At 29.4% G+C, this 24,382-nt stretch carries 22 protein-coding genes; 15 read left to right on the top strand and 7 right to left on the bottom strand.

Annotation, left to right across the window (positions count from 1 at the left end; genetic code table 11):
* Window positions 1-13 precede the first annotated feature (13 nt).
* Together celB and ggt are read left to right on the top strand one after the other, a co-directional pair.
* Window positions 14-1,363 carry a PTS cellobiose transporter subunit IIC gene (gene celB / locus H3S73_RS06615; protein WP_198236180.1) on the top strand — a complete coding sequence of 450 codons (1,350 nt, stop codon included), beginning with the start codon at window positions 14-16 and terminating at the stop codon, window positions 1,361-1,363.
* A gap of 312 nt (window positions 1,364-1,675) precedes the next feature.
* Window positions 1,676-3,322, top strand: coding sequence for a gamma-glutamyltransferase (ggt, locus tag H3S73_RS06610; protein WP_370528790.1), 1,647 nt, complete (start codon window positions 1,676-1,678; stop codon window positions 3,320-3,322).
* A gap of 112 nt (window positions 3,323-3,434) precedes the next feature.
* On the opposite strand, the gene rplI is transcribed toward ggt, so the two are convergent.
* Genes rplI through rpsF form a run of 4 tightly spaced genes read right to left on the bottom strand, consistent with a single transcriptional unit; the run spans window position 3,435 to window position 4,814 of the window.
* Complete coding sequence (rplI, locus tag H3S73_RS06605; RefSeq protein ID WP_198236178.1) at window positions 3,435-3,884, bottom strand: 50S ribosomal protein L9; 450 nt, start codon at window positions 3,882-3,884, stop codon at window positions 3,435-3,437.
* A gap of 22 nt (window positions 3,885-3,906) precedes the next feature.
* Window positions 3,907-4,134, bottom strand: a complete 228-nt coding sequence (gene rpsR / locus H3S73_RS06600; RefSeq protein ID WP_025314965.1) for a 30S ribosomal protein S18 — start codon at window positions 4,132-4,134, stop codon at window positions 3,907-3,909.
* A gap of 4 nt (window positions 4,135-4,138) precedes the next feature.
* Complete coding sequence (gene priB / locus H3S73_RS06595; RefSeq protein ID WP_367274771.1) at window positions 4,139-4,444, bottom strand: primosomal replication protein N; 306 nt, start codon at window positions 4,442-4,444, stop codon at window positions 4,139-4,141.
* Window positions 4,431-4,814, bottom strand: coding sequence for a 30S ribosomal protein S6 (gene rpsF / locus H3S73_RS06590; protein ID WP_065737505.1), 384 nt, complete (start codon window positions 4,812-4,814; stop codon window positions 4,431-4,433). The genes priB and rpsF overlap by 14 nt, the downstream gene beginning before the upstream one ends.
* 483 nt (window positions 4,815-5,297) lie before the next feature.
* On the opposite strand from rpsF, the gene H3S73_RS06585 reads away from it, so the two are divergent.
* From H3S73_RS06585 to msbA (H3S73_RS06540), 10 genes are all read left to right on the top strand, one after another.
* Window positions 5,298-5,645 carry an HIT domain-containing protein gene (locus tag H3S73_RS06585; protein ID WP_198236176.1) on the top strand — a complete coding sequence of 116 codons (348 nt, stop codon included), beginning with the start codon at window positions 5,298-5,300 and terminating at the stop codon, window positions 5,643-5,645.
* Window positions 5,646-5,648: 3 nt separating this feature from the next.
* Window positions 5,649-6,272: a penicillin-binding protein activator LpoB gene (locus H3S73_RS06580; protein ID WP_198236175.1), complete on the top strand. Its 624-nt coding sequence runs from the start codon at window positions 5,649-5,651 to the stop codon at window positions 6,270-6,272.
* Window positions 6,272-7,315: a beta-N-acetylhexosaminidase gene (gene nagZ, locus H3S73_RS06575; protein WP_198236174.1), complete on the top strand. Its 1,044-nt coding sequence runs from the start codon at window positions 6,272-6,274 to the stop codon at window positions 7,313-7,315. The genes H3S73_RS06580 and nagZ overlap by 1 nt, the downstream gene beginning before the upstream one ends.
* Window positions 7,296-8,549, top strand: coding sequence for a sigma 54-interacting transcriptional regulator (locus H3S73_RS06570; RefSeq protein WP_232352945.1), 1,254 nt, complete (start codon window positions 7,296-7,298; stop codon window positions 8,547-8,549). Before nagZ ends, H3S73_RS06570 begins: the two co-directional genes overlap by 20 nt.
* A gap of 296 nt (window positions 8,550-8,845) precedes the next feature.
* Window positions 8,846-9,769 carry a glycosyltransferase family 2 protein gene (locus tag H3S73_RS06565; protein ID WP_198228791.1) on the top strand — a complete coding sequence of 308 codons (924 nt, stop codon included), beginning with the start codon at window positions 8,846-8,848 and terminating at the stop codon, window positions 9,767-9,769.
* Window positions 9,770-9,787: 18 nt separating this feature from the next.
* Window positions 9,788-10,582, top strand: a complete 795-nt coding sequence (locus H3S73_RS06560; protein ID WP_198228792.1) for a glycosyltransferase family 32 protein — start codon at window positions 9,788-9,790, stop codon at window positions 10,580-10,582.
* Window positions 10,583-10,598: 16 nt separating this feature from the next.
* On the top strand, window positions 10,599-12,767 hold the full coding sequence (locus tag H3S73_RS14005; protein WP_198236172.1) for a glycosyltransferase: 2,169 nt from the start codon (window positions 10,599-10,601) through the stop codon (window positions 12,765-12,767).
* A 292-nt stretch (window positions 12,768-13,059) separates the two neighbouring features.
* Window positions 13,060-14,130, top strand: coding sequence for a glycosyltransferase (locus H3S73_RS06550; protein WP_198236171.1), 1,071 nt, complete (start codon window positions 13,060-13,062; stop codon window positions 14,128-14,130).
* Window positions 14,131-14,245: 115 nt separating this feature from the next.
* Window positions 14,246-15,991, top strand: coding sequence for a lipid A export permease/ATP-binding protein MsbA (msbA, locus tag H3S73_RS06545; protein ID WP_232352572.1), 1,746 nt, complete (start codon window positions 14,246-14,248; stop codon window positions 15,989-15,991).
* Window positions 15,992-16,008: 17 nt separating this feature from the next.
* Window positions 16,009-17,781 (top strand): lipid A ABC transporter ATP-binding protein/permease MsbA, encoded by a 1,773-nt coding sequence (msbA, locus tag H3S73_RS06540; protein ID WP_198236170.1) that lies wholly within the window; start codon window positions 16,009-16,011, stop codon window positions 17,779-17,781.
* Between the two features lie 35 nt (window positions 17,782-17,816).
* Here the strand turns inward: msbA (H3S73_RS06540) and H3S73_RS06535 are convergent, their stop codons facing one another.
* Both H3S73_RS06535 and H3S73_RS06530 read right to left on the bottom strand, forming a co-directional pair.
* Window positions 17,817-18,884 carry a glycosyltransferase gene (locus tag H3S73_RS06535; protein ID WP_198236169.1) on the bottom strand — a complete coding sequence of 356 codons (1,068 nt, stop codon included), beginning with the start codon at window positions 18,882-18,884 and terminating at the stop codon, window positions 17,817-17,819.
* An 18-nt stretch (window positions 18,885-18,902) separates the two neighbouring features.
* The gene (locus tag H3S73_RS06530; protein ID WP_198228797.1) at window positions 18,903-19,880 is read right to left on the bottom strand and encodes a glycosyltransferase family 8 protein; all 978 of its coding nucleotides are present in this window, start codon (window positions 19,878-19,880) and stop codon (window positions 18,903-18,905) included.
* 141 nt (window positions 19,881-20,021) lie between these two features.
* Between H3S73_RS06530 and H3S73_RS06525 the strand changes: the two genes are divergently transcribed.
* Window positions 20,022-20,990 carry a glycosyltransferase family 8 protein gene (locus H3S73_RS06525; RefSeq protein WP_198228798.1) on the top strand — a complete coding sequence of 323 codons (969 nt, stop codon included), beginning with the start codon at window positions 20,022-20,024 and terminating at the stop codon, window positions 20,988-20,990.
* Here the strand turns inward: H3S73_RS06525 and H3S73_RS06520 are convergent, their stop codons facing one another.
* The gene (locus H3S73_RS06520) at window positions 20,991-21,947 is read right to left on the bottom strand and encodes a glycosyltransferase family 8 protein (RefSeq protein WP_198236168.1); all 957 of its coding nucleotides are present in this window, start codon (window positions 21,945-21,947) and stop codon (window positions 20,991-20,993) included.
* A gap of 153 nt (window positions 21,948-22,100) precedes the next feature.
* Here H3S73_RS06520 and H3S73_RS06515 point away from each other — a divergent pair, with 153 nt between their 5' ends.
* Both H3S73_RS06515 and H3S73_RS06510 read left to right on the top strand, forming a co-directional pair.
* Window positions 22,101-23,078, top strand: a complete 978-nt coding sequence (locus H3S73_RS06515; RefSeq protein ID WP_198228800.1) for a glycosyltransferase family 8 protein — start codon at window positions 22,101-22,103, stop codon at window positions 23,076-23,078.
* A 47-nt stretch (window positions 23,079-23,125) separates the two neighbouring features.
* The gene (locus tag H3S73_RS06510; protein ID WP_198236167.1) at window positions 23,126-24,103 is read left to right on the top strand and encodes a glycosyltransferase family 8 protein; all 978 of its coding nucleotides are present in this window, start codon (window positions 23,126-23,128) and stop codon (window positions 24,101-24,103) included.
* The last annotated feature ends 279 nt before the right edge of the window (window positions 24,104-24,382 follow it).

Here is a 24,382-nt window from a genome sequence, read left to right as displayed (position 1 = left end):
TGAGGAAAACAAAATGAATAACGGATTTGTGTTGTTACAAAAATATCTAATGACTCCGATGGCAAAAATATCGCAGTTTAAGATTGTTCGAGCCGTAATGGCAGCGGGAATGGCATCAGTTCCTTTTTGTATCGTTGGATCGATGTTTTTGGTGTTTAATACCTTACCGATGACATTTACTGGATTGGAAACAGCTTTTGATAATTCTGTTTTCAAAATAAGAGATCTTTATATGATAGCTAATACTGCAACAATGGGAATATTAGCGCTTTATTTTAATATTGTTGTCGGTTACGAATTAACTAAAATTGAGGAAGAAGAGACAGGTTTAAAAGTTAATGCTCTTAATGGTGCAATGCTATCTGTTTTTGCTTTCATCATGACATTACCAGAATTAGTGATGCAAAATGGGGCGATGGTGTTATTTAATGATCAAAGTGAATCCGTCTATAACGGATTACGCCTAAATCCTTTTGTTACTCGGTTAGGAACTTCAGGTATCTTTATTGCAATTGTTATGGCAATTTTAGCAACACAACTTTATTTTATGTGTGTACGTCGTAATTGGGTAGTTAAAATGCCTGAAACCGTTCCATTAGGAGTATCACGATCATTTACAGCACTCATTCCAACATTTGTCATCGCATTTACAATTATTATCTTAAATGGTGTTTTGATTTATTTTGGTACGGACATTTTCAATATCATCGGTATTCCGTTTATCTTTGTAACCAATTTAACTAAAAGCTGGCTTGGTATTATGGTGATACTATTTTTAATCCATGCTCTTTGGGTTGTTGGTATTCATGGTGCAAGTATTATTGGTGCGTTTATTACACCGATAATGCTTAGCAATATGAATGAGAATATTGGTGGAGCAGCTATTCCGTTTGCGGGTGAATTTAATAACTCTTTAGTAATTCTAGGTGGTTCGGGTTCAACACTTCTTATGACATTTTTTATCGCTTTTTGTGCTAAATCAAGTCAATTAAAGATTTTAGGTCGAGCCTCAGCTGTTCCTGCAATATTTAACATTAATGAACCAATCATTTTTGGTATGCCAATCGTGTATAACCCATATCTTGCTTTACCATTCTTATTAGCACCAATGGCATGTGGTACTTTGGGTTATTTTGCTATAAGTTCAGGTTTTATGAATCCAATTATCGCGTTAATACCTTGGCCATCACCAATGGGCTTAGGTGCATTTATTGGAACAGGCGGGGATTATCGAGCTATGTTTGTGGCCATACTTTCTGCAATCTTAGCATTGATAATTTATCTTCCATTTGTAAAAATTTATGACAACAAACTATATAAAGAAGAACAAGCTAAATCTGAAAATCAAGAGCAATTATCTTAATTGCCAATGAATTGAAAAGAGCGTAGATAATTGTATGTCATTATGTATGCTCTTTTTATTTTTCTAAGTTTCAGCCTAAAATTTAAATAAAGCACAAAGTTAGACATTTTTGCTTTTATTTGCGCTGATCATTATTTGCTCGCCTCTTTGATTTTCTATGCTATATTGATTATTACCTCTTTCATTAAATTCACAATATAAAATTTATTTTTTTGAGTTATGGGAAGATGTTAATTATTTATCTTTAGGAGGTTTAAAATGTTCTATCTTAAGCGTAGGTTGATCAAGTATAGCTGTTTTATTGCGTTTTTAATGATAAGTCAGCAAGCTATTTCCGCTGAAGATCTTCAACCTAAATTCGAAGCGGGTGCGGTTGCCTCTCCTGATTATTATGGTGCCATAGCTGCCAAAGAGATGTTATCCAAAGAGGGTAATGTTGTGGATGCTGCTGTAGCTACAGCTTTTACATTAGCGGTTACTTATCCTGAAGCGGGTAATATAGGTGGTGGGGGATTTATGACACTTTGGATTGAAGGAAAGCCTTATTTTCTGGATTATCGTGAAGTTGCTCCTAGCAAAGCAGATAAAGATATGTTTCTGGATGGTAAAAAAAATGTAATCGACAATCTGAGTTTATATTCTCATAAAGCGTCAGGTGTTCCGGGTACTGTTGCGGGAATGTGGGCTGTTCATCAACGCTTTGGTCGGTTAAGTTGGAAAGAAGTTATGGCGCCAGCGATTCGTTTTGCTAATGATGGATTCAGAGTTAATAAGCAATTAGTGACTCGTTATCAAGAAATAGAACCAACGGCACCAGCCAATGGTTACTTTAAGCACTATTTTGGTTCTATGCAAGAAGGACAGATGTTTAAACAACCTGAACTTGGCAAAGTATTAGAACGTATTGCAATGCAAGGTAGTGATGGATTTTATAAAGGAGAAACTGCTAAATTAATTGCAGAGCAAATGGCAAAAAATGATGGTTTAATTACGGAGAGTGATTTAGCCAATTATCAAGCAAAATGGCGAGATCCTTTAGTTGCAAATTGGCAAGATATGCAAGTTATTACTGCACCACCACCGAGTTCAGGCGGGGTAGGTTTAATTCAACTATTATCAATGAAACAAGAATTAGCGAATGATTTTGAAGGTGTTAAAGTTAATTCATCAAAGTATATTCACCTTATGGCAGAAATAGAAAAACGTGTTTTTGCCGACCGAGCGGAATATATGGGAGATCCTGATTTTGTAACCGTACCCGTCGCTCAATTAATCAATACTCATTATATGGCTCAAAGGGCTAAACAAGTTAATCCAAAAAGCATTTCCAATACAGAACAAGTTAAACCTGGTTTAGATAATGGAGAAAAATTACAAACAACCCATTTTTCAATTGTGGATAAATGGGGCAATGCAGCTTCAAATACTTATACACTGAACGGTTGGTTTGGTTCTGCTGTCGTTGTGCAAGGTACCGGTATTATACTAAATAATGAGATGGATGATTTTAGTAGTAAACCTGGTGTCGCTAACCAGTTTGGTGTTGTAGGTAAAGATGCAAATGCAATAGAACCCAATAAACGACCTTTATCTTCGATGACACCCAGTATCTTCATAAAAGATAATAATGTGGTAATGGTTATTGGTACACCGGGCGGCTCAAGGATTTTTACCTCTATCTTTCAAGTTGTAACCAATGTTTTTGATAACCATATGACTTTAAAACAAGCTGTACAGGCGCCGCGTTATCATCATCAATTATTACCAAGCAATGTTATTTATATCGAAAGTTTTCAAAATAATGTACCAAAACAATTGAAAACTGAACTTGAGCAGATGGGATATAGCTTTTATCAACAAGATTTTAGTGGAGATATTCAGGTTATAAAAATTACCAATAATAAACCTGATGCTGTATCAGATATCCGTGGTCGAGGTAAAGCAATAATTGTAGAATAAAATTTTTATAACATTCTTGTTGCTATAGCAATTTATTTGCTAGTATTAAAAAATTGTTACTAATACATAACAAAAAACCCGCCAGTTTGACGGGTTTTTTATTGAATGATAATTATTCAGCAATAATTTCAATAATAAGTTTAGCAAAAGCTTCGCTGTGTACTTGGAAGAACACTTCGTGTTCACCAGTTGTACGTAATACACCATTTGGTAAACGAACTTCGCTTTTTGATACTTGAACACCGCGAGCTTTAACTGCATCAGCGATATCACGAGTACCAATAGAACCAAATAAACGACCTTCGTCACCAGCTTTAGAAGCAATGGTTACTTTTTCAAGTGCGTTAATTTCGTTAACACGTTGTTCAGCGGCTTTTAATGTTTCAGCAAGTTTTGCTTCTAAATCAGCACGACGCGCTTCAAAGAATTCAATATTCTTTTTAGTTGCTGGTACTGCTTTACCTTGTGGAATTAAAAAGTTACGTGCGTAACCCGCTTTAACATTAACTTGATCACCTAAGCTGCCTAAATTAGCAACTTTATCGAGTAGAATAATTTGCATTATATGTTCCCTCTGTTGCTAATTACTGATGGTTGTCAGTATATGGTAATAATGCCAAGTAACGAGCGCGTTTGATAGCGCGAGCTAATTGACGTTGATATTTTGCGCTAGTACCAGTAATACGGCTTGGTACAATTTTACCACTTTCTGTGATATAGCTTTTTAATAAAGAAACATCTTTATAATCAATTTCTTTAACGCCTTCTGCTGTAAAACGGCAGAATTTGCGACGACGGAAATAACGTGCCATTTGGCTATTCTCCTAATAGTTTAACTTGGTCAGCATGCAAAACAAGTTGACTTGTTTGATTGCGTTTTGTGTGGGTACTTATAAAACCGCTCACTAAAACTTTGCTGCCTTTTTTTATGTAACTTAACTCTTGTTGTCCACTGACAATTACGGGCATTATGCACCATGCTTGTCTGCTAAGTTCTGCTTCAATTTGTTCAGAAACATGTTCTAAATAAAACTGACAATGCGAGATCCCACTTGGACTCATTTTTTGTATCGGTGTTTTTTTTACAATACCCGATAACACTAAACGATTATTCGTCCGAATCATCGTCCATGTTTACTTCGCTAAAATCTTCTTCAGAGTTACGACGCTCATCTTTAGCTTTTAACATAGGTGAAGTTTCAGTTACAGAATTTTTGGTACGCATAATTAAACTGCGAATTACCGCATCATTAAAACGGAAGTTATCTTCAAGCTCATTCACAGCTTCTTGAGTTGCTTCAACGTTCATTAACACATAATGTGCTTTATGCAGTTTTTCGATAGGATAGGCTAATTGACGACGACCCCAATCTTCTAAACGATGAATTTTACCACCATCGGCGGTTAATGTACCAGTATAACGTTCAATCATACCCGGTACTTGTTCACTTTGATCTGGGTGAACCATAAATACTATTTCGTAATGACGCATTATCGCTCCCTACGGATTAATCAGCTTTCTGTCGGGGCAACCGCAACCCATTGAAAGCAAGGAACATGAAAATAAGCGGTTGAAATCGACGGGGCATTATATATCAACTTATTTTAATTGACAAATGAATATATTAAGGATGTCCCCATACTGTGTCTAAATTTATGTTAAGAAGTTAAATTCAGACTAAAATAACAATGAAACGGTATAGACTCCTGAATAATTTTTACAAAAATATGTTATAGTTATATTTAAAAATTGTTTTTGTTAATCATTCTTGACAATAATGTTGTTGTTTTCTGATTAAACATAAATATTTTACTAAAATAGTGAGTAGGTTAGTGTTACCATTATTTTTTATATTGAAATAGATGACAGAACGCTAAAATGTAAGGATATCTATACATTATTAATGTCAAAATATGTTATGCTTAACCTAATGTAAATTTTTACTTTTAGGCATACAATAAAAGGAGAACTATGATGACTCAGGAAACAATTTTTAGTAAAATTATTCGGAAAGAAATTCCTTCTGATATTGTTTTTCAAGATGATAAAGTGACTGCTTTTCGTGATATATCGCCTCAAGCGCCGACGCATATTTTAATTATTCCAAATAAACTTATCCCCACTGTTAATGACGTTAAAGAAGAAGATGAAATTGTACTTGGGCATATGATGATTGTTGCCGCAAAAATTGCAAAGCAAGAAGGCATTGATAAAAGTGGTTATCGTTTAATTGTTAATTGTAATGAAGATGCTGGGCAAGAAGTCTTTCATATCCATATGCATTTATTGGGTGGAAAAAAATTAGGTAGATTAATAGGTTAATGTATGAAACAGATAAAACGTATAGTTGTTACTTCGGCAATAGCTTTTGTTTTAACGGGTTGTCATCTTTTAGATAATAAAGATGACATCATGACGCCTCCTGTTATTATAAATCCAACTGATGGAGATGTAATTGAAACCCCACCTTTAATTACTAAGAAAACGGATTGGAATACAATTTTGTCACCATTTACAAATAAACTGATAAATGATTCATCTTCTCTGAATGATGAAAACAAAGTTTTGTTAATTAGTGATATTCAAAATCGCAGTGGTGATTATTTGATAAATAACCAAATTGATGAAGCGTTACATCAATTAATGAATAAACAAAATAAATTCACTGTCGCTAGTAGACAATCTATCAACCAAACTAAACAAGCATTAGGCATTTCACCTGATGATAAATTGGTTTCAAGAGGTAAAATGATTGGGTTAGCCAAATCAATGAATGCTGGTTATGTACTTTTTACCACCATTTACAAAATACCAACAGAAAATAATGAAGCTAATCTTTCTATGGAATTAATTTCAACCCAAACAGGTGAAATATTAAATCGAGTAACATCTAAAGATTTTTCTAAGCAAAGTACCAATGATAATCAACAAAGTGAGGCTAGTGAGTAATGGGTCCATTGTTGATTGATTTTGATGGCATAACCCTAACCGATGATGATAAGAAACTACTGCAAAATCCATTGGTTGCAGGTGTAATTCTATTTAGCCGTAATTATCAAGAACCAAAACAATTGAACGAATTGATAAAGCAGATCCGTGCCGCATCGAATGAGCGATTATTAATTTCGGTCGATCATGAAGGTGGACGAGTTCAACGTTTTAAACATGGGTTTACTCTTATTCCACCAGCCCAAGCTTTTGCTGCACTTAACGATCTTGAACATGCTAAATCATTAGCATTTGATGCGGGTTGGATGTTAGCTATGGAGCTGATTGCTTTTGATATCGATCTTAGTTACGCACCCGTTTTAGATTTAGGTCATGACTGTCTAGCTATTGGCACAAGATCATTTCATCATGATGCTGATATTGCCTATCAAATTGCCTCATCTATGATTGATGGTATGCATATGGCTGGAATGAAAACTACAGGTAAACATTTTCCGGGACATGGTCATGTTATTGCAGATTCACATAAAGAAACACCTATTGATGATCGTGAAAAATCAGTGATTGAACAAGATATGCAAATTTTCTCGAAACTTATCTCAGATAATAAACTTGATGCAATTATGCCAGCACATGTGATTTATCCAGTATTTGATGATAAACCAGCTAGTGGATCGTCATACTGGCTCAAAACAGTGCTTCGAGAACAGTTACATTTTAATGGTGTGATTTTTTCTGATGATTTATCTATGGAGGGTGCATCAGTAATGGGAAATCATGCAGAGCGAGCACAGGCTGCGTTAGCTGCAGGTTGTGATCTACTCTTAGCTTGTAATAATCGACAAGGTTCATTAGCGATTTTAGAACAGCTGATGATTTTGGATAAAACTCAGCCTTTAGCAACAAATAAAGCAAAACTTCTATTATCCAACACTAAAATAACCTTTGATGAATTAACTAAAAGCCTTGAGTGGCGGCATCGTCGTGATAAATTAACCAAACTAAATGAGAAATGGGCAGATTATGCAAGCAGCAATCATTGAAATCAATAATGACCAACAATTAATTAACTATAATCAACAAGCTGGTGAACTGATTTCGTCTGATTTGTTAAATTTGGATCAACCTTTTAATTATCATGATGTCTTTTCTCTTGATAATTCCGTTAATTTGGATGTCCAAGATGATACGATTATTGTTTTAAATTCTCAGTATTTTTTATTGCAAAAAATTAATGAATCATTCAAAATTACATTCATTTTGCAACCAGTTGAATATCTAAAAAAACGATTATCAAAAATTAATGTCGTTGGTAATCATGCTTTTGATATTTTTGCAGACCAAAGTCAACCAATGCAAAAATTGATCGCTCAGGCTAAAGCATTTTCAATGCAACGAGAGCCATTATTGATTACAGGTGAAACAGGTACTGGTAAAGATTTGTTGGCTAGCGCATGTCATCAATATAGTCCTAGAGGTGATCAAACTTTTTTAGGTCTAAATTGCGCTGCTATGCCTGATGATGTGGTTGAAAGTGAACTTTATGGTCATGCTGTAGGCGCTTATCCTGGCGCACTAGAAAGTAAAAAAGGTTTTTTTGAACAAGCAAACGGCGGTTCTGTATTACTTGATGGCATTGATGAAATGTCATTTCAAATGCAAACCAAATTATTACGTTTTATCAATGACGGATATTTTCGAAGAGTAGGTGATGATAACGAAGTTTACGTTGACGTTAGAATTATCTGTGCGACTAAAGTTGATTTAGCTGAATTAGTGGAACAAGGAAAGTTTAGGAAAGATCTTTATTATCGCTTGAATGTGTTGTCTTTAAATTTACCTTCACTTCAAGAACGTCAAGATGACATTGCTCCACTTACACATATTTTTATTGATGAATTTGCTCATAAGCAAGGTATTATACCGCCAACAGTAAATCAGGATGTTATTCCTTATTTAACTCACTACACTTGGCCGGGTAATGTAAGACAGCTTAAAAATGTACTTTATTCCGCATTAGCTCAGTTGACGTCATCACAATTGACAGTAAAAGATATTGTTCTTCCTGCGATAACTTCGACTCAAGTTTCTTGGATTAACAATATTGAGAACAAAACACTTGATGAAATGACTAAACAATTCGAAAAAGAAGTCTTAAAAAGCTTGTATATTGAATATCCAAGCTCAAGAAAACTTGCAAAAAGATTAGGCGTATCCCATACCTCAATTGCTAATAAGCTTAGGGATTATGGAATAAGAGAGGAAGATTTTTGTTAAAATAGAAAATGTTTGGAATATATTTCATTTTTCAATTATTCTTAGTTTATAGTAGAATAGTATTGGTAAATTTCTATATGTTATTCTTTATATAGTTGATTAATCATATTGTATATATATCCATAATACATTGAGGTTAAGCAACTATATTATTCACTCAAAATCAGGGTTGTTTATAGAATAGAGTATGCTTGCGAGATTCAATTAAACATTTTCTTTTTTATACCTTATCTTTCTCTTTTATATTTTTCAGTAGTTGGCATTTAGTTTTCTACTTTATCTAGCTAGGATTAGATATGAAATTACTTTCAGTTGTTTTACCCATGTATAATTCTGAGAAATATGCTGATGTTTGTATCAAGAACATCCTTTCTCAATCATTTAAAGATTATGAGTTGATAATTATTGATGATGGAAGTTCCGATTCTACCGGTTTGATTTGTGAACAATTTAAGTATGATTCCAGAGTAAAATATTTTTATCAACCGAATGGTGGATCCCATAAAGCAAGGAATTTAGGTATCAAAAAATCAACGGGTGAATTGATTACATTTGTTGATTCAGATGACATTATTCCTAGTAATTATTTCGAAGTTTTGGTAAATTTATATAAAAATGATATAGATTGTGTATTTTGTGATATTTATCATCAAAAACATGAGGGATTGGTTAAAAATTCTTTTTTTAAAAAAGAGTTTGTATCACTAGATACAAGGAAAAAGATAACTTATATGTTAAGTGATGATTCTTTCCCTGCCCCTTATGCAAAATTGTTTAATTTAAGTAAAATAAGAAATCTTGGTCATCAGTTTCTGGAGTGTGATAATTATTTTGGTTTTGCTGAAGACTTTTATTTCAATTCAATATATTTAATTAATTCGGAAAAATTGCTTTATACAAATAGAACCTACTATATTTATAATAAACTTAACGAAAATTCTCAATGTAATAACCCATCCTTAGATGTACAAAGACGTAATAATGTCGATAGGGCTATAGTTATTTATTCAATATTGCAATATATGTTTCAAAATAAGTTAAACATAAACAAATATAATGCTATTTTCTACATGATAAGAAAACATTTGGATTGGGGGGGGAGTGTTACTAAAGATACATTGTTAAATTTACTTAGGCACTCAAATTTACCGAAATCTTATATGAAAAAAGTATTTTCTTTTTCTTTGGGTATTTATTTATTTGATTTTTTTAATAAATGACGGAGATTTTTATTAATTATGATTCCTAAAATAATACATTATTGTTGGTTCGGTAATAATCCTAAGCCAAAAAAAGTTTTAAATAATATCCAAGATTGGAAAAAGAAACTTCCTGATTATAAGTTTGTTGAGTGGAACGATAGTCATCTTAATTTAACAAATAATCAGTACGTCAAAGAGGCATATCAAGCTAGAAAATTTGCATTTGTTGCTGACTTTTTTAGGGTTTATGCTTTATTTAATGAAGGAGGAATTTATTTAGATACAGATATAACTCTGTCTAAATCTTTTGATCCTTTTCTCAATTTGGATTTTTTTTCATGTTATGAAAACTGGAGAGAAATAATCCATCCTATCTCAACAGCTACTTTAGGGGCAGCTAAAAATAATCTTTTTATTAAAGAAATATTAGATTCTTATGAAAATAATAAGTTTATTATAAATGGAGAACCAGATGTAACAACTAATGTTGAAAGAATAACCACCTTATTAAAAAATAAAAAATTAGTAGCTGAACCATATAATAAATTTGATACTTTAAATATTTCGTCAAAAGAAGTCATTTTTCCTTCCCATTATTTTTGCGAAAAAATTGAAGGTTATGATAATTATTGTGTTCATGAATTTTATGCTTCTTGGAAAGATGACAGTAACGATGAAATTATACATACAGAGCTAGAACAACCCTATAAAGTCAAATTTAAAGTAAATAAGAAAGTTGTATTTGTTAAATTAAAGCAAGAAACGATACCAAATAGAATATTGGCTTCGTTTTCATTTAAGAAAAAAAAATATGCATTTATCACTATCTAAATAGGAATATTTAATCGTGCAACCAAAACTAACTGTTGTAGTACCTGTTTATAATACAGAAAAATATTTAAGAAAATGTTTGGATAGTCTTGTTAACCAAACTTTCAAAGATATTGAAATCCTTTGTATAAATGATGGTTCAGAAGATAATTCACATATTATTTTAAATGAATATGCTAAAAAAGACCCTAGAATAAAAATCTTTAATAAAGTTAACGGTGGGCTGTCATCTGCAAGAAATATGGGTATTGAAAATGCCAGAGGTGACTATATAACTTTTCTTGACTCAGATGATTATGTTGAAAATAATGCTTACGAATTAGCGTTATCAAGATTTGTTAATGATAAAGTTGATTTAGTACATTTTTCAACAAATTTAGTAATGGAAGAAAATGGTTGTGAACGTTACAATCAAGATTATTTTCAACACAAATTTCGCGGATTAGTAAAATTAACTAGCTATGTTATTAACTATTTAGATGTTTGTGCTTGGAATAAAATATATAAACTTTCAATTATTAACAATTACGGTATAAGATTCCCTGAAGGTAAACTCTATGAAGATAATCCTTTTTTCTGGTCATATGCATTGGTGTGTGACTATGCTTATTTTATGCCAGAAAGATTGCATAACTATTTAAGTAGAAAAAATTCAATTATGAATTTAACGATGAAAGTTCAGAAAACTAAAGTTAATGAGCTATCTCATGAATATGATAGACTGTTATGCTTTGAAGAGTTTTTATCTTTTATTTTTAAATGGAATTTGTTTTATAAAGTAGCTTTAACTTTAGAAAAATATTTTGAAAAAGTTTTTAGAGATGAAATTAACCATGCATCGAAAAAAAACGTAAAAAACATTCTAGAAAAATCAACTGATATCATAAATAAGTTTTCTTTAAACAAATTATTTCCTTTAAATCGTTTTTTTAGAGCATTATCTAAACAAAAATATTATAAAATTGAGAACCTTGAGTTTATAACGAGAAAGCAGAGAGTATTTGGCTTATATCGTTCACCATATCGTACTATTTTTTGCTTATTAGGAATAAAAGTAAAAAAAAGAATAACTAAAAATAAATTAGAGGAACTTGCTATAGATACAAATAACAAATTTAATTATTTGTATGATGAGTTATCCCAATTACGACAGATTATTGTTTCAAATGTTTCAAAACAGAAAAAAGAAAGATTTCTACCTAACAAAAATAATTTAATATTTTATAACCAAATTAACCTAAATGATTTTAGATATTATTTTGAAAATTTATCAATTTTAGCAAAGTTAACAAATAACTTAGATGATTCTAATTCGGTATTTTCATTTGAGCATCAGAACGTTTCTGAAATAATGAAACTAGCAGAGGAACAAAACAAACTATTTTATTATATTTTTACAGGGTTTATAAGTAATGTAATACCACCTTATGGAACAGCAATGCCAATATTTTGCTCATGTATTTCATTTGTGGTTGATTCTCAAGGTTATTTTAATGATGGTAATGTAGCAACAGATCTTGAAAACTTATTGAATACAGTTCAACTAGATAAAAAGCAGTTATTAAGATCCAAAAATGTTATTAGTGAAATCGTTAACAAGAAACTATCAAAATATAATAATTATAATAGTAATTTCAATAATTATAGAGAAGATAATAAGAAAAATGTTCTTGTTGTCCAATCAGATTGGGAAATTTATAAAAAACACTATGAAATAAATTATAATTTTGAAGATATGTTAATTGAAGCTGTTTGTAATAATCCAAACGGGAACATAGTCATTAAATTTTCCTATAAGTGTTGTGAAAAACAACTTAGACGTTATAAAAGTATTTTGGCAAACTTAGATGGTAATTTATCTATTAAATATGTAGAAGATAATATTAACCCATTTGATTTAATCAACCAGATGGATGAAATATATGTACATAATGATATAATAGGATTAGAAGCATTGATGTGTGGTAAACCTGTTTATGTTTACGGTATACCTTTTTATGCTGGATGGGGACTAACAATTGATAAAATACCATTTTCTCGTAGAAAAAGACAATTATCTTTAGAAGAATTATTTTATATTTCTTATATTGACTATTGTTTTTATGTTAACCCAGAAAATAAGACTATCTGTGAAATTGAAGAAGCTCTAGATTATTTACTTAAAATTAAAAGCCTCTGCAAATAGGTGTCTTAAAATATTATATTTATCGGTATTTTTTTATCTTTTTAAAATATTAACAACTAAAAAGTAGAACTATTAAATGCAAGTATACTACTTTTTAGTTGTTAATTACACATAATACATTGTTATTATCATGATTATTACTTTAAGATAAATAGTATAATAAATTTGTTTTATAAGTATTTATCAATTCACTTTAAATAATTTACTATTCGTTTTCAATATTGATATAATTTATACTCATGATTCATAAAGTAAAAAATATTTCACATAAAAAATTTCAATAACAATTCACATGAATATTTCACCAATTTTATCAATAATAGTTCCAGTATATAATACAGAAAAATATCTAACAAAGTGTTTAGATAGTTTGATTAATCAAACGGTTAAGAATATTGAAATTATTTGTATAAATGATGGTTCAACAGATGATTCTCAAAGTATATTAGAAATGTATCAAAAAATTGATAAACGAATCAGAATTATCAGTAAAATAAATGGTGGTTTATCTTCAGCTCGAAACATAGGAATTGAACATGCCAAAGGTCAATATATTGCATTTGTTGATTCAGATGATTTCATAGAATTAAATACTTATGAAAGATCATTATCACATTTTGACAGCCCTAAAATAGATCTTGTTTATTTTTCAACAGATCTTGTTTATGAGGTAAATGTTGATCGTATTCAAGATGAACAATATTTTGAACATAAATATCATGGTTTGGTAAGTTTATCTAATGATGTTATGACAAAAATGGATGTTTGTACTTGGAATAAAATATATAAACTTTCCATTATAAAAAAATATAAAATCAGATTTCCAGATGGGCTTTGGTATGAAGATAATCCTTTTTTTTGGTCTTATGCTTTAGTAAGTGATTCTGCATTTTTTATGAATGATAAGTTTTATCATTATTTAATAAGATCGAATTCTATAATGAGTCAGTATAAAAAGAAAGGTAAAATTTATCACAGAACTTCACATGAATTAGATCCATTATTATGCTTTGAGTATTTACTTGATTTTGTTTTTAAATGGGATTTGTTGGAAAAATTTAAGCCTGTATTAATTGACTTATTTCAGGAAAAAATGTTTAAATCATTGAAGTATTTACCTAGAAATGAACGAATATTCGCTATAAATAAATCGACAGAAATTGTTCTTAAATTTAATCTAAAATCTTATTTTTCAGATGATAGCTTTATAACCTCACTTTTTAATGAAAAATATCATAATATCAGTAAAGTTAATTTATATTTTTTGAACAAAAAACAACGTTTTTTTGGAATTTGGGATGCTGATAAATATTATATTATATGTTTTCTTGGTATTAAAATAAAAATAAGAAAACCAAAATAAGAATGCTTTGGATATCAGTATTTACTTATCCTAATAAATGCCCAATAAAATTAACGAGCAACTCTTTATTTATTGTATAATAGATCTTAATTTTACCATTAGAATACTTTAAATTATGTCTGAAAAATTAAACTCGATTTCAACGTTAAAGAAACTATGGCCGTTTATAAGACCTTTTAAAAAAGCCTTGATTTTTGCCATAATAGGTCTTTTGCTGAATGCTGCCACAGATGCAACATTAATATCTTTAACAAAACCATTGCTTGATCATGGTTTAATGGACAAAAATTATTCGCTTTTAATTGCAATTGCAATTGCAATTATTGGGTTAATTTTATTAAGGGGTCTATCTAATTATTTATCAACATATTGTCTTTCTTGGTTATCAGGAAAAGTAGTGACTAAATTTAGACAAATGATTTTTAATCATTTAATTCGATGTCCTACAAGTTATCATGATAAGCAATCTGTCGGAGATCTCGTTTCCATTTTAACTTATAATACCCAAATGTTATCAAAAGCGTCTTCTGATGCATTAATTATTATCATTCGAGAAATAACATATGCTGTTGGGTTATGTATAGTTATGTTATACGGAAGCTGGAAATTAGCTTCAGTTCTTATTGTTTTAGTTCCACTCATTATTTTTATAGCTCAATTCATAGCTAAAAAATTTAGACAAACCATTGCATTAATGCAACAAGGTATGGGGCAAATAACTATTGCAAGTGATGAAATGCTAAAAGGGCATAAAGAAGTTCTAATATTTAATGCTAAAAAGTATGAAAAACGCAATTTTGATAATGTCACCGATGCTTTCCGACGAGGAATGTTAAAAATAGAGATAGTTTCTAGATTATCAACACCAATTATTCAATTAATTGCGACTCTTGGTCTAGGTTTTATTCTTTATTTAGTCGCAAGCCAAAATTTAGATATTACACCAGGATCTTTTACTGTAGTTTTTTCTGCAATGGTTGCAGTAATGCGTCCTTTGCGCGAATTAACTAGTTTACATGTCGAATTACAAAAAGGTGCAATTGCATGTGAATCTTTATTTGGTATTATGAACTCACCTTTGGAAAAGGATCATGGTACAATTGTAGCGGATAAAGTCAAAGGCGATATTGAATTTAAAAATGTGACTTATACCTATCCAACAAGAAGTACGCCAGCTCTTAATGATATTTCTTTAAAAATAACAGCAGGTCAAACTATCGCTTTGGTCGGTCGTTCAGGTGCGGGAAAATCAACAATTGCAAGTTTACTTCCTCGTTTCTATGATGTAACTCAAGGTGAAATATTATTAGATTCAATAAATATTCAACAATATACATTAAGTTCCTTAAGGAAACAGATAGGCTATGTTTCTCAAAATGTTCATTTATTTAATGGCACAATTGCTGAGAATATAGCTTATGGAGAGAAAGAACTTCATAGCAAAGAAGATATAATTAATGCAGCCAAGTTTGCTAATGCTTTAGAATTTATTGATAAATTGGAGCAAGGTATCGATACTGAAATTGGAGATAATGGTATTTTATTATCTGGAGGGCAGAGACAACGTATCGCAATAGCTCGTGTTTTATTACGTAATAATCCAATTTTAATTTTTGACGAAGCGACTTCTGCATTAGATAATGAATCTGAAAAACTTGTTCAAAATGCCATTGAGATTTTACAAAAAAATAGAACGTCAATTATAATTGCTCATCGTTTATCTACTATTGAGAAAGCCGATCGGATTTTAGTTATAGATGATGGTAAGGTTTTAGAAGATGGTAATCATCAATCACTAATCAATTTAAATGGAATTTATGCACAAATGCATAAAATGCAATTTAATTCATCACAAGATTAAAATAGAAACTAAAATATATGACTAAACAAAATAAGTCCAATTTCACAAATGATATCGATAAAGATTCATCAACATGGCGAACTTTTCTTAAATTGTGGCCATTTATTGCAGAACATAAATTTATTTTATTTATTTCTGTTATTTTACTGGTTGCTAGCGCATTTGCAGATACATCTTTAATTGCATTATTACGCCCATTACTTGACCGTGGTTTTTCTATGAATGACCAAGAGTTTTTATTAATGGCCCCTTTCTATATTTTTGGTCTAGTTTTATTGCGAGGATTTGCCAATTACGGTTATTCAGTTCTTCTTTCCTTAATTTCAGGAAAAATTGTGATGAAAATTAGACAAAAATTATTTAGTCATTTTGTTGATTCTCCAGTAAGTTATTATGATCAGAATTCAACAGGTAGATTACTCTCTCGGATAACTTATGATACTGATCAAGTTGCGTCATCTTCATCAGATGCCTTAATTACAATAATTCGTGAATCCGCATTTATTTGTGGCCTATTTTATACGATGTTTTACAATAGTTGGCAGTTATCCTTGTCCTTAATTATTATTACTCCAATAGTTATCGCCTTAATTACCTTTATTTCTGTTAGATTTAGGCGCTTAGCTAAAAACATGCAAAACTCAATGGGTAACCTTACCATGTCAATTGAGCAAATGTTAAAAGGACATCGTGAAATCATAGTATTTGGTGCTCAAGAGGAAGAGTCAAAGAATTTTGAAAAAGTTAGCAATAAATTTCGTCGCGATGGTATGCGATTAGTTTCAATATCAGCATTATCCACACCAATAGTTCAGGTGGTTATTTCTTTTGCGATAGCATTTGTATTATTAACAGCAAGTAATCCTGAATTGAATATTACTCCTGGTGAGTTTACTGTTGTTTTTTCATCATTAGTCGCTTTGATGCAACCTATAAAAAGTTTAACAAGTGTTAATGCCGGATTTCAAAAAGGTATGGCTGCATGCCAAACATTATTTGCTATATTAGAGCAACCAGTTGAGAATGATAAAGGTTCTATTGAAGTTGATAAAGTAAAAGGTGATATTGTTTTTGAAAATGTATCATTTGGTTATGAAACAAAAAATGATTTAGCCTTACAGAATATTAGTTTCTCTGTTCCTGCTGGTAAAACAGTTGCTTTAGTTGGTCGCTCTGGCTCAGGTAAGACTACTATAGCTAGTTTACTAACTCGTTTTTATGATATTTCTCAAGGAAAAATTCTAATCGATGGAATTAATATACAGGATTTTACCTTATATTGTTTAAGAAACCAAATAGGATTAGTTTCTCAACGTGTTCATCTGTTTAATGACACAATCGCTAATAATATTGCGTACGGTAAAATTGGAGAGTTTTCACAACATCAAATTGAGGAAGCAGCAAAAAAAGCCAATGCTTATGCTTTCATAAAGGAGTTTGATAAAGGTTTTGACACTTTAGTTGGTGAAAATGGTGTTTTGCTATCTGGTGGTCAGCGTCAACGTATTGCAATAGCAAGGGCTTTATTAAGAGATAATCCAATTCTTATATTAGATGAGGCTACTTCTGCTTTAGATACTGAATCCGAACGAGCTATACAAAAAGCTTTAGATGAATTGCAAAAGGGAAAAACATCTTTAATCATTGCCCATCGATTATCGACTATTGAAAATGCAGATGAGATTTTAGTTATGAGTGAAGGAAAAATTATTGAAAAGGGCAATCATTCGGAATTATTAAATATGAATGGGGTTTACACCAAATTGTATAGAAGTAATTTTAATGATTAAATAACATATTATTAATATTAATTTTTTAATGATTGCTAAAATTTATTCAATGAGGAATATTGCTCATAATTACTTTTAATGTTTAAGTTAGGATATTGCTTGGTTATAGCACATCTTAGTAAAACTTTTTTTGTTAATAATGGGCAATTATGAAGTTTGATAAATTTTAAAATATAAAAAATATTTCTTATAACATTTGGTTTGTTGTTGGTATAAATTCGGATTAATAATTTCAGCAGACCTAATTCTTGAATTAAACTATCTTTATCTTTTTTTGATTTTGGTAGATTGGATTTTAATACTGTTTCTAAATACGTTACATTCATTAATAAAACATAATTAAGTTTAGCAGGCTCTGATAATTGTAATGTATTAATTTGTTGTATACATTCTTTTAATACATTCTTTAAAGTATGTACATAAATAGAATCTATATTTATATTCGATAATGACGATGAGTGTACTCGATGAAAATAAGCTTCCTTATTATTGAAATAATAAGAAAGTTTAGCTCTAGATATAATAGAGAGTGAAACAAGATGATCTTCATGATTTTTGCCAATAAAGTTTTTTGTAAATAAATCTCGTTTAAATATATATCTCCATACAACACCTGAATAATTTTTTCTTTCAAGCAAATAAGTTAATAGATCTGTACCGGATTCAAATTTTTTTTGCACTAATGGTATCAATTTGCTTGTTTTTTGTGGGGCCTTACTAACTTCAAAGGATGTATAATTAAAATAAAAAAACTCTAAGTTAGGATTGGAAGTCAATGATGATTCAAATTGATAGAGTAAATTTGTATTGATAATATCATCAGAATCAATAAATAAAATAAAATCAGCGGTTGCTATTTCAATTCCTCTATTTCTAGCTGAGCTTACACCTTGGTTATCCTGTTGAATAATTTTTATATAATTATATTTTGATGAGTATTTCTGAAGGATTAATAATGTATCATCGGTAGAACCATCATCAATACAAATTATTTCTTTGGGTAAACACTGTTGTTTAATCAAAGAATCCAGGCAAGTAGCGATATAATCCCTTACATTATAACAAGGAATAATAACAGAAACGTGTGCGTCTTTATTCATCATATAATATTCTTCTGATAATTATTTTTTCTGAAATAGCTTATACTTTAAGTAAACACCATAATAATAAATAGATTTACATTGAGCGCCTTGTTTCATCAGATATTTAGCATAGTTTCTAATTGATGAACTGTTTCCACTCAAAGGTAACGTTTCATTTTTCCATGGAGATAGTTGAAAATAATGGTCAAATATTTTTGATTGATAAACTTTAAACCAAGGTTTATTTTGTGATATGTAATGTAAAATTACTGTATATGGTCTAATATCTTTTTCTTGATGAGCATCAATTGAAATTTTTATTTTAGTATTAAATTTTACGGGCAACAAAAGAGTTCTGTTTTCTAATAAAATGTTTAAAACGTCTTGATCTGCAAATTTATATACATTTCCATCATTAATGAGTTCTAATGCTTTCTTTGTAATATTTTCTTCACACCATTTTTTAGTATTTATTAAAAGAACACCTGCATTAAAATATTTAGTTGAATCGATTTGGTACATTTTACTAATTGTTTGTTGCATATCTTTGGTGTCAGTTATTACACCTGCAATATAATTTTCAATATTGTATTGAGATAATTTTGCTAATGATTGCAAACATATTACATCACTATCAAGATAAATTAATCTATTAGTTTTTGATTCAAGTATTTCAGGCATAATAAAACGAATACAAGTAGATATAGTAGTAATATGTAAAACTAAAGTTTTGGGATTTATTTTAAAGTTATTATTCAAATAATAAAGTGTAATTGAAATATTGTTTCTTCTTAACTCTTTAAATTTTTGAATATTTTCTTCAGAAACCTTATCAATAAATAAATGGAAATTTAAATTATAATTTGGCGTGTTTTCGATAACTGATAACATCGCGACACCAGCTGGCATTGCATAATTATTATCAAAACCTAAAGCAATATCAAGTGTCTGAAATTGAGGATTGTATTCATTAAAAAGAGGTTTTATTTGATCGATAAAGTTATGAGTATTAACCATGTAAAGTAATTAAATTTTAAAAATTTAACTAATTATATATTCAATTTTTATTAAAATATAGCTCAGAAATTTAATAAATTTACACATGGATATATTTTATTTAAAATGAAGAAAAGAAACTATAAAAAATAAATGAATGGAATGGGTATTACAAATAAATATATTAGTGAATTAGAAATTTTCACACAATCAGATAAACAAAATTCAGATATGATGCACATAGCATTAGCATTTGATGATGGCTATGCGCTGCCAGCAGGTGTCACGATTTCCTCTGTTATTTATAATAACCCCAATGCTCATATATGTTTTCATTTATTTGTTGACAAAATATCTTCCGTCAACCTAGAAAAGTTTAAACAATTAGTAAATTCAACCATCACTATAAAAATATATTATTTAAATAATAATTTTCAGATTAATTCAGAGACCTTAGTACAAGGTTATTTATCAGCAATGTCGTGTGCTAGATTTATTATTGCTGATATATTAAAAGATGAAACAGAAAAATTTCTATATATCGATAGTGATATTTTATGTTTAAAACCAATTAATGCTTTATATAATATTGAATTAAATGATTACGTCGCAGGTGTTATACCTGATGATAGTGTAATGAAAAATATTATTAAGGATTTATATAACATCAATTCTGAAAATTATTTTAATTCTGGTGTTTTGCTCATTAATACAACACAATGGTTTGTTAATAATATGACAGAACAATGTATGAAAACGATAAATGATGGTAATGTTTATCGCTTTGGAGATCAGGATGTTCTAAATATTTTATTAGAAAATAAAACTATCCTTTTACCTATTAAATATAATACTAAAATTCATATCACTATCCCTTGCAATGAAGAGAAAGAAATTGCGCCATATACTGTTTTGTTACATTATGTGACAGGATATAAGCCATGGTATCAAACGTTTAATTCCCAATTATTTAAAAAATATTATCAGCTATCACCTTGGAAAAATGTAGAACGCCCATTAGCCTTAAAAAAATCTTGGTTACGGAATTATGCAAAGTACTGCTTTAAACAAAAAAAATTTATTTCGGCTATGCAATTCTATTATTTCTACTTACTAAGAAAAATAAACTAATTACTTCTTAAATAGTTTTAGTTTTAAATAATGGAAATAATATTTAGCACTTTCTATAAATTTTTTATTTTTTAAGTAAGATTTAGAATAAATCCGATAATCATTTACTCGCATTTTCGATTTATAACTTTTTAAACTGCTGTTACTCCAAGGTGTAAAGTGCTTATAAAAGCAATAAAGATTTTGGGCAATACCGGTATGCTCTTGGTACCAAATTTTTCTTGCACCCGTAAAATGCACAAAATAAGGTAATGATTGTTTATTATGGAAAAAAGATTCTTTTTCTTGGTCATTCATCCAAGTAAATAAATAATTCCATTTTACATCAATATAAGTAACTTGATTTTGTAAGACAATGTTCAGAGCATCTTGATCAGGATATGATAAATTATAATTTTGAGGCGATAATAATATTTGATTAGCTTTATTTTCAGTATCAAACTTTTTCCAATTCTCGGTATTTATGTATAAAAAACCAGAATTAAAATATTTTTCAAATGCTAAATTTAAACGTTTTTTATTTTGTAACATATTATCTGCATCTAAAGAATCGGATGTAACAGCACACACTACGGAGCCTATATTAATATTCAAAATTGAAGAAATATCGCCAAAGCATAAAATATCCGCATCTAAATAAATGAATTTATCAACATAATCAGGCAATAATCGTGGTACAGATAAGCGAATATACATCGAACGATTGATATGTTTTATTTTGTTGTTCTGGATGTCCGAGTATTTATTCAACTCATCAATAGGAATTGAATAAAGAGTAATTGAACTGCTGATTTCCTGTAATTTGTTTTTCTCTTTTTCTGATACATCATATAGAAAAACATGAAAATGAATATTATGGTGTTTATTATTAAGTATAATTGAAGTTATAGATACACCTACATGTTCAAAATAATTTGAATCAGTACAATATACAATATTAATAATACTATTATTCATTTCAAATACTCACTAATACAATTTTTTTAATATATCATAGCTATTTATTCATTACAAAATAGTTACATAAATATGAAATTGATAGTTAATTTTTTTATCATAATTGGTTATGCTACAATAAATCAAACTTTAAATTCTCGGTATTACTAGAACATGTTAGCAGAAAATCTTTTTATCAGTAAAACTACAACATTATTTAATAATGCTCTAGCATCTTTAGAAACTTTACACATAGCATTCTGTTTTGATGATAATTATGCAATGCCTGCCGGTATTGCAATGTCATCTGTGATAGTAAATAATCCAGATAAAAATCTAGTTTTCCATTTGTTTGCCAATAATGTATCAAATGAAAAAATCGAGCGATTCAATCAGTTAAATAAAGAAAATACTTCAATAATTTGTTATGAAATTAGTAATGAATTTTCGATAAATCCTGATACTTTAGTTTTACATGTTTCTGCTTCAACGTGTCTAAGATTCGTTGTTCCGCAAATCTTAAATAAAGTGACTTCTCGTGTTTTATATCTTGATTGTGATGTACTATGTACCAATAATCTTGATGAACTTGTTTCCACTGATTTAACAAATAAGTTTTCAGCCGTTGTACCTGATATCGGTAAAACACAAGAAAAGCAATGTGCGGCTTGCGATATTCCTTATGGAGAATATTTTAATGCAGGTATGATTTATATCAATACGGATATGTGGGTTGAACATAACCTAACTGAAAAAGCATTTAACATGATTAACAGCGGTAAAGTCTATAAATTTGCTGATCAAGATGTATTGAATATTTTAATGCAAGGTAAAACGGTATTTTTACCAAAACGTTTTAACACTATTACTTCGCTTACCGTTGGCGGTAATGAAGATAATCTCATTGAAGCCAATACAGCTATCATCCATTATGTAACAGGTAATAAACCTTGGTATCAACTCTATATTACACCACTTTATCAACATTATATAGCTACTTCGCCATGGGCTAATCAAAAATTATCATTGGCTAATGAAAATGCACCTTCAACCACAAGACGTTATGCAAAATTGTTAGCGAGTAAACATCAATATTTTAAAGCTTTTAAATATTACATTTTATATTTAAAACATAAAGCATTTAAAAAATAATTTATTCTAATAAATAGAAAAATGGTTTTAGTTGTATGGAAAATGATATGAACTATAGTGATAAATTTATAAAAAATACATTAGTTTTGAATAAAAAAGCACAGATAAATGAAGGCTATCATATTGCTTATTGTTTCGATGATAATTATGCAATGCCAGCTGGTTTATCTTTAACGTCAGTTATTGAAAATAACCCAAATATTGAGATTAATTTTCATTTATTTACTAATAATCTTTCGAAAAAAAATTTATCTAATTTTGAAACAATAGCCAAACAACTTGATTGCTCCATAACTTGTTACGAAATAGATAATAATTTTTCAGTAAATTCTGACACATTAGTTTTAGGAATATCAATTGCAACATGTTTGAGATTTATTGTTCCTGAAGTTTTACAAAAAATAACAAACAGAGTTTTATATTTAGATTGTGATACCTTATGTGTTGGTAGCTTGGATGAGCTTTTCAATATTGATTTAAATAATAAAATAGCAGCGGTAGTACCTGATGCGGAGTATATGCAAAATGGCCAAGGTAAAAAGTATGGTATTCCTAATGGTGAATATTTTAATGCTGGCGTAATTTATTTTAATACATCATTGTGGAATGAAAATAAATTAACAGAAAAAACTTTTGAACTTATTAATGATGGAAATGTATATACATTTGCTGATCAAGATGTTTTAAACATTGTTATGAAAGAAAATACATTACTACTGCCTTCTGATTTTAATAATCTAACGGCTTTGACTGTAAATGGTAATGAGGATGCAAAAGTTGATAAAACGACTAAAATAATACACTATATAACTAAAAATAAACCTTGGCATCAACCTTATCGAACTGATTTTTTTGATCATTATTTTGCTAATTCACCTTGGAAAGGTATGTTATTACCTTTGTATAATGATAACAAAACCTCTTCAATTCGAGCTTATTCAAAGCTAATGTTTAAGCAGAAAAAATATTTATCAGGAATAAAGCACTATATGATTTATTTAAAAACTAAATTGAAAAAATTATAGTGGTTGAATAATCCTAATTTTTGAGCTTATTTGGTTTATTGATTTGAAAAATTAATCTATTTCTAACTAAGCTTTTTCTTTACCATGAATATTCTTGTATATATTTTTGCTTTCGTTATTGTTATAGTATAGATAGTTATTATGATAGTTAATTTTTCAATTACATGACAATAATTTCATCTCAAATATATAATTATTTTATTTTTTCAAACATTAACTTATTTCTTAAATAAATTTTCCAGTGTTAAATACAAATTGGGCTTATCTATTAATTTGGTG

It is taken from the genome of Gilliamella sp. B14384G12 (assembly GCF_016101825.1).
Lineage (GTDB): Bacteria > Pseudomonadota > Gammaproteobacteria > Enterobacterales > Orbaceae > Gilliamella > Gilliamella apicola_N.
Note: the sequence above shows the minus strand (reverse complement) of the source record. Positions and strands in the feature narration are given on the sequence as shown.

Excerpts from the sequence above, each read along its gene's own strand:
- celB (WP_198236180.1), top strand. The coding sequence starts at position 14 with ATGAATAACGGATTTGTGTTGTTACAAAAATATCTAATGACTCCGATG.
- ggt (WP_370528790.1), top strand. The coding sequence starts at position 1,676 with ATGATAAGTCAGCAAGCTATTTCCGCTGAAGATCTTCAACCTAAATTC.
- rplI (WP_198236178.1), bottom strand. The coding sequence starts at position 3,884 with ATGCAAATTATTCTACTCGATAAAGTTGCTAATTTAGGCAGCTTAGGT.
- rpsR (WP_025314965.1), bottom strand. The coding sequence starts at position 4,134 with ATGGCACGTTATTTCCGTCGTCGCAAATTCTGCCGTTTTACAGCAGAA.
- rpsF (WP_065737505.1), bottom strand. The coding sequence starts at position 4,814 with ATGCGTCATTACGAAATAGTATTTATGGTTCACCCAGATCAAAGTGAA.
- H3S73_RS06585 (WP_198236176.1), top strand. The coding sequence starts at position 5,298 with ATGACTCAGGAAACAATTTTTAGTAAAATTATTCGGAAAGAAATTCCT.
- H3S73_RS06580 (WP_198236175.1), top strand. The coding sequence starts at position 5,649 with ATGAAACAGATAAAACGTATAGTTGTTACTTCGGCAATAGCTTTTGTT.
- nagZ (WP_198236174.1), top strand. The coding sequence starts at position 6,272 with ATGGGTCCATTGTTGATTGATTTTGATGGCATAACCCTAACCGATGAT.
- H3S73_RS06570 (WP_232352945.1), top strand. The coding sequence starts at position 7,296 with ATGCAAGCAGCAATCATTGAAATCAATAATGACCAACAATTAATTAAC.
- H3S73_RS06565 (WP_198228791.1), top strand. The coding sequence starts at position 8,846 with ATGAAATTACTTTCAGTTGTTTTACCCATGTATAATTCTGAGAAATAT.
- H3S73_RS06560 (WP_198228792.1), top strand. The coding sequence starts at position 9,788 with ATGATTCCTAAAATAATACATTATTGTTGGTTCGGTAATAATCCTAAG.
- H3S73_RS06550 (WP_198236171.1), top strand. The coding sequence starts at position 13,060 with ATGAATATTTCACCAATTTTATCAATAATAGTTCCAGTATATAATACA.
- msbA (WP_232352572.1), top strand. The coding sequence starts at position 14,246 with ATGTCTGAAAAATTAAACTCGATTTCAACGTTAAAGAAACTATGGCCG.
- msbA (WP_198236170.1), top strand. The coding sequence starts at position 16,009 with ATGACTAAACAAAATAAGTCCAATTTCACAAATGATATCGATAAAGAT.
- H3S73_RS06535 (WP_198236169.1), bottom strand. The coding sequence starts at position 18,884 with ATGATGAATAAAGACGCACACGTTTCTGTTATTATTCCTTGTTATAAT.
- H3S73_RS06530 (WP_198228797.1), bottom strand. The coding sequence starts at position 19,880 with ATGGTTAATACTCATAACTTTATCGATCAAATAAAACCTCTTTTTAAT.
- H3S73_RS06525 (WP_198228798.1), top strand. The coding sequence starts at position 20,022 with ATGGGTATTACAAATAAATATATTAGTGAATTAGAAATTTTCACACAA.
- H3S73_RS06520 (WP_198236168.1), bottom strand. The coding sequence starts at position 21,947 with ATGAATAATAGTATTATTAATATTGTATATTGTACTGATTCAAATTAT.
- H3S73_RS06515 (WP_198228800.1), top strand. The coding sequence starts at position 22,101 with ATGTTAGCAGAAAATCTTTTTATCAGTAAAACTACAACATTATTTAAT.
- H3S73_RS06510 (WP_198236167.1), top strand. The coding sequence starts at position 23,126 with ATGAACTATAGTGATAAATTTATAAAAAATACATTAGTTTTGAATAAA.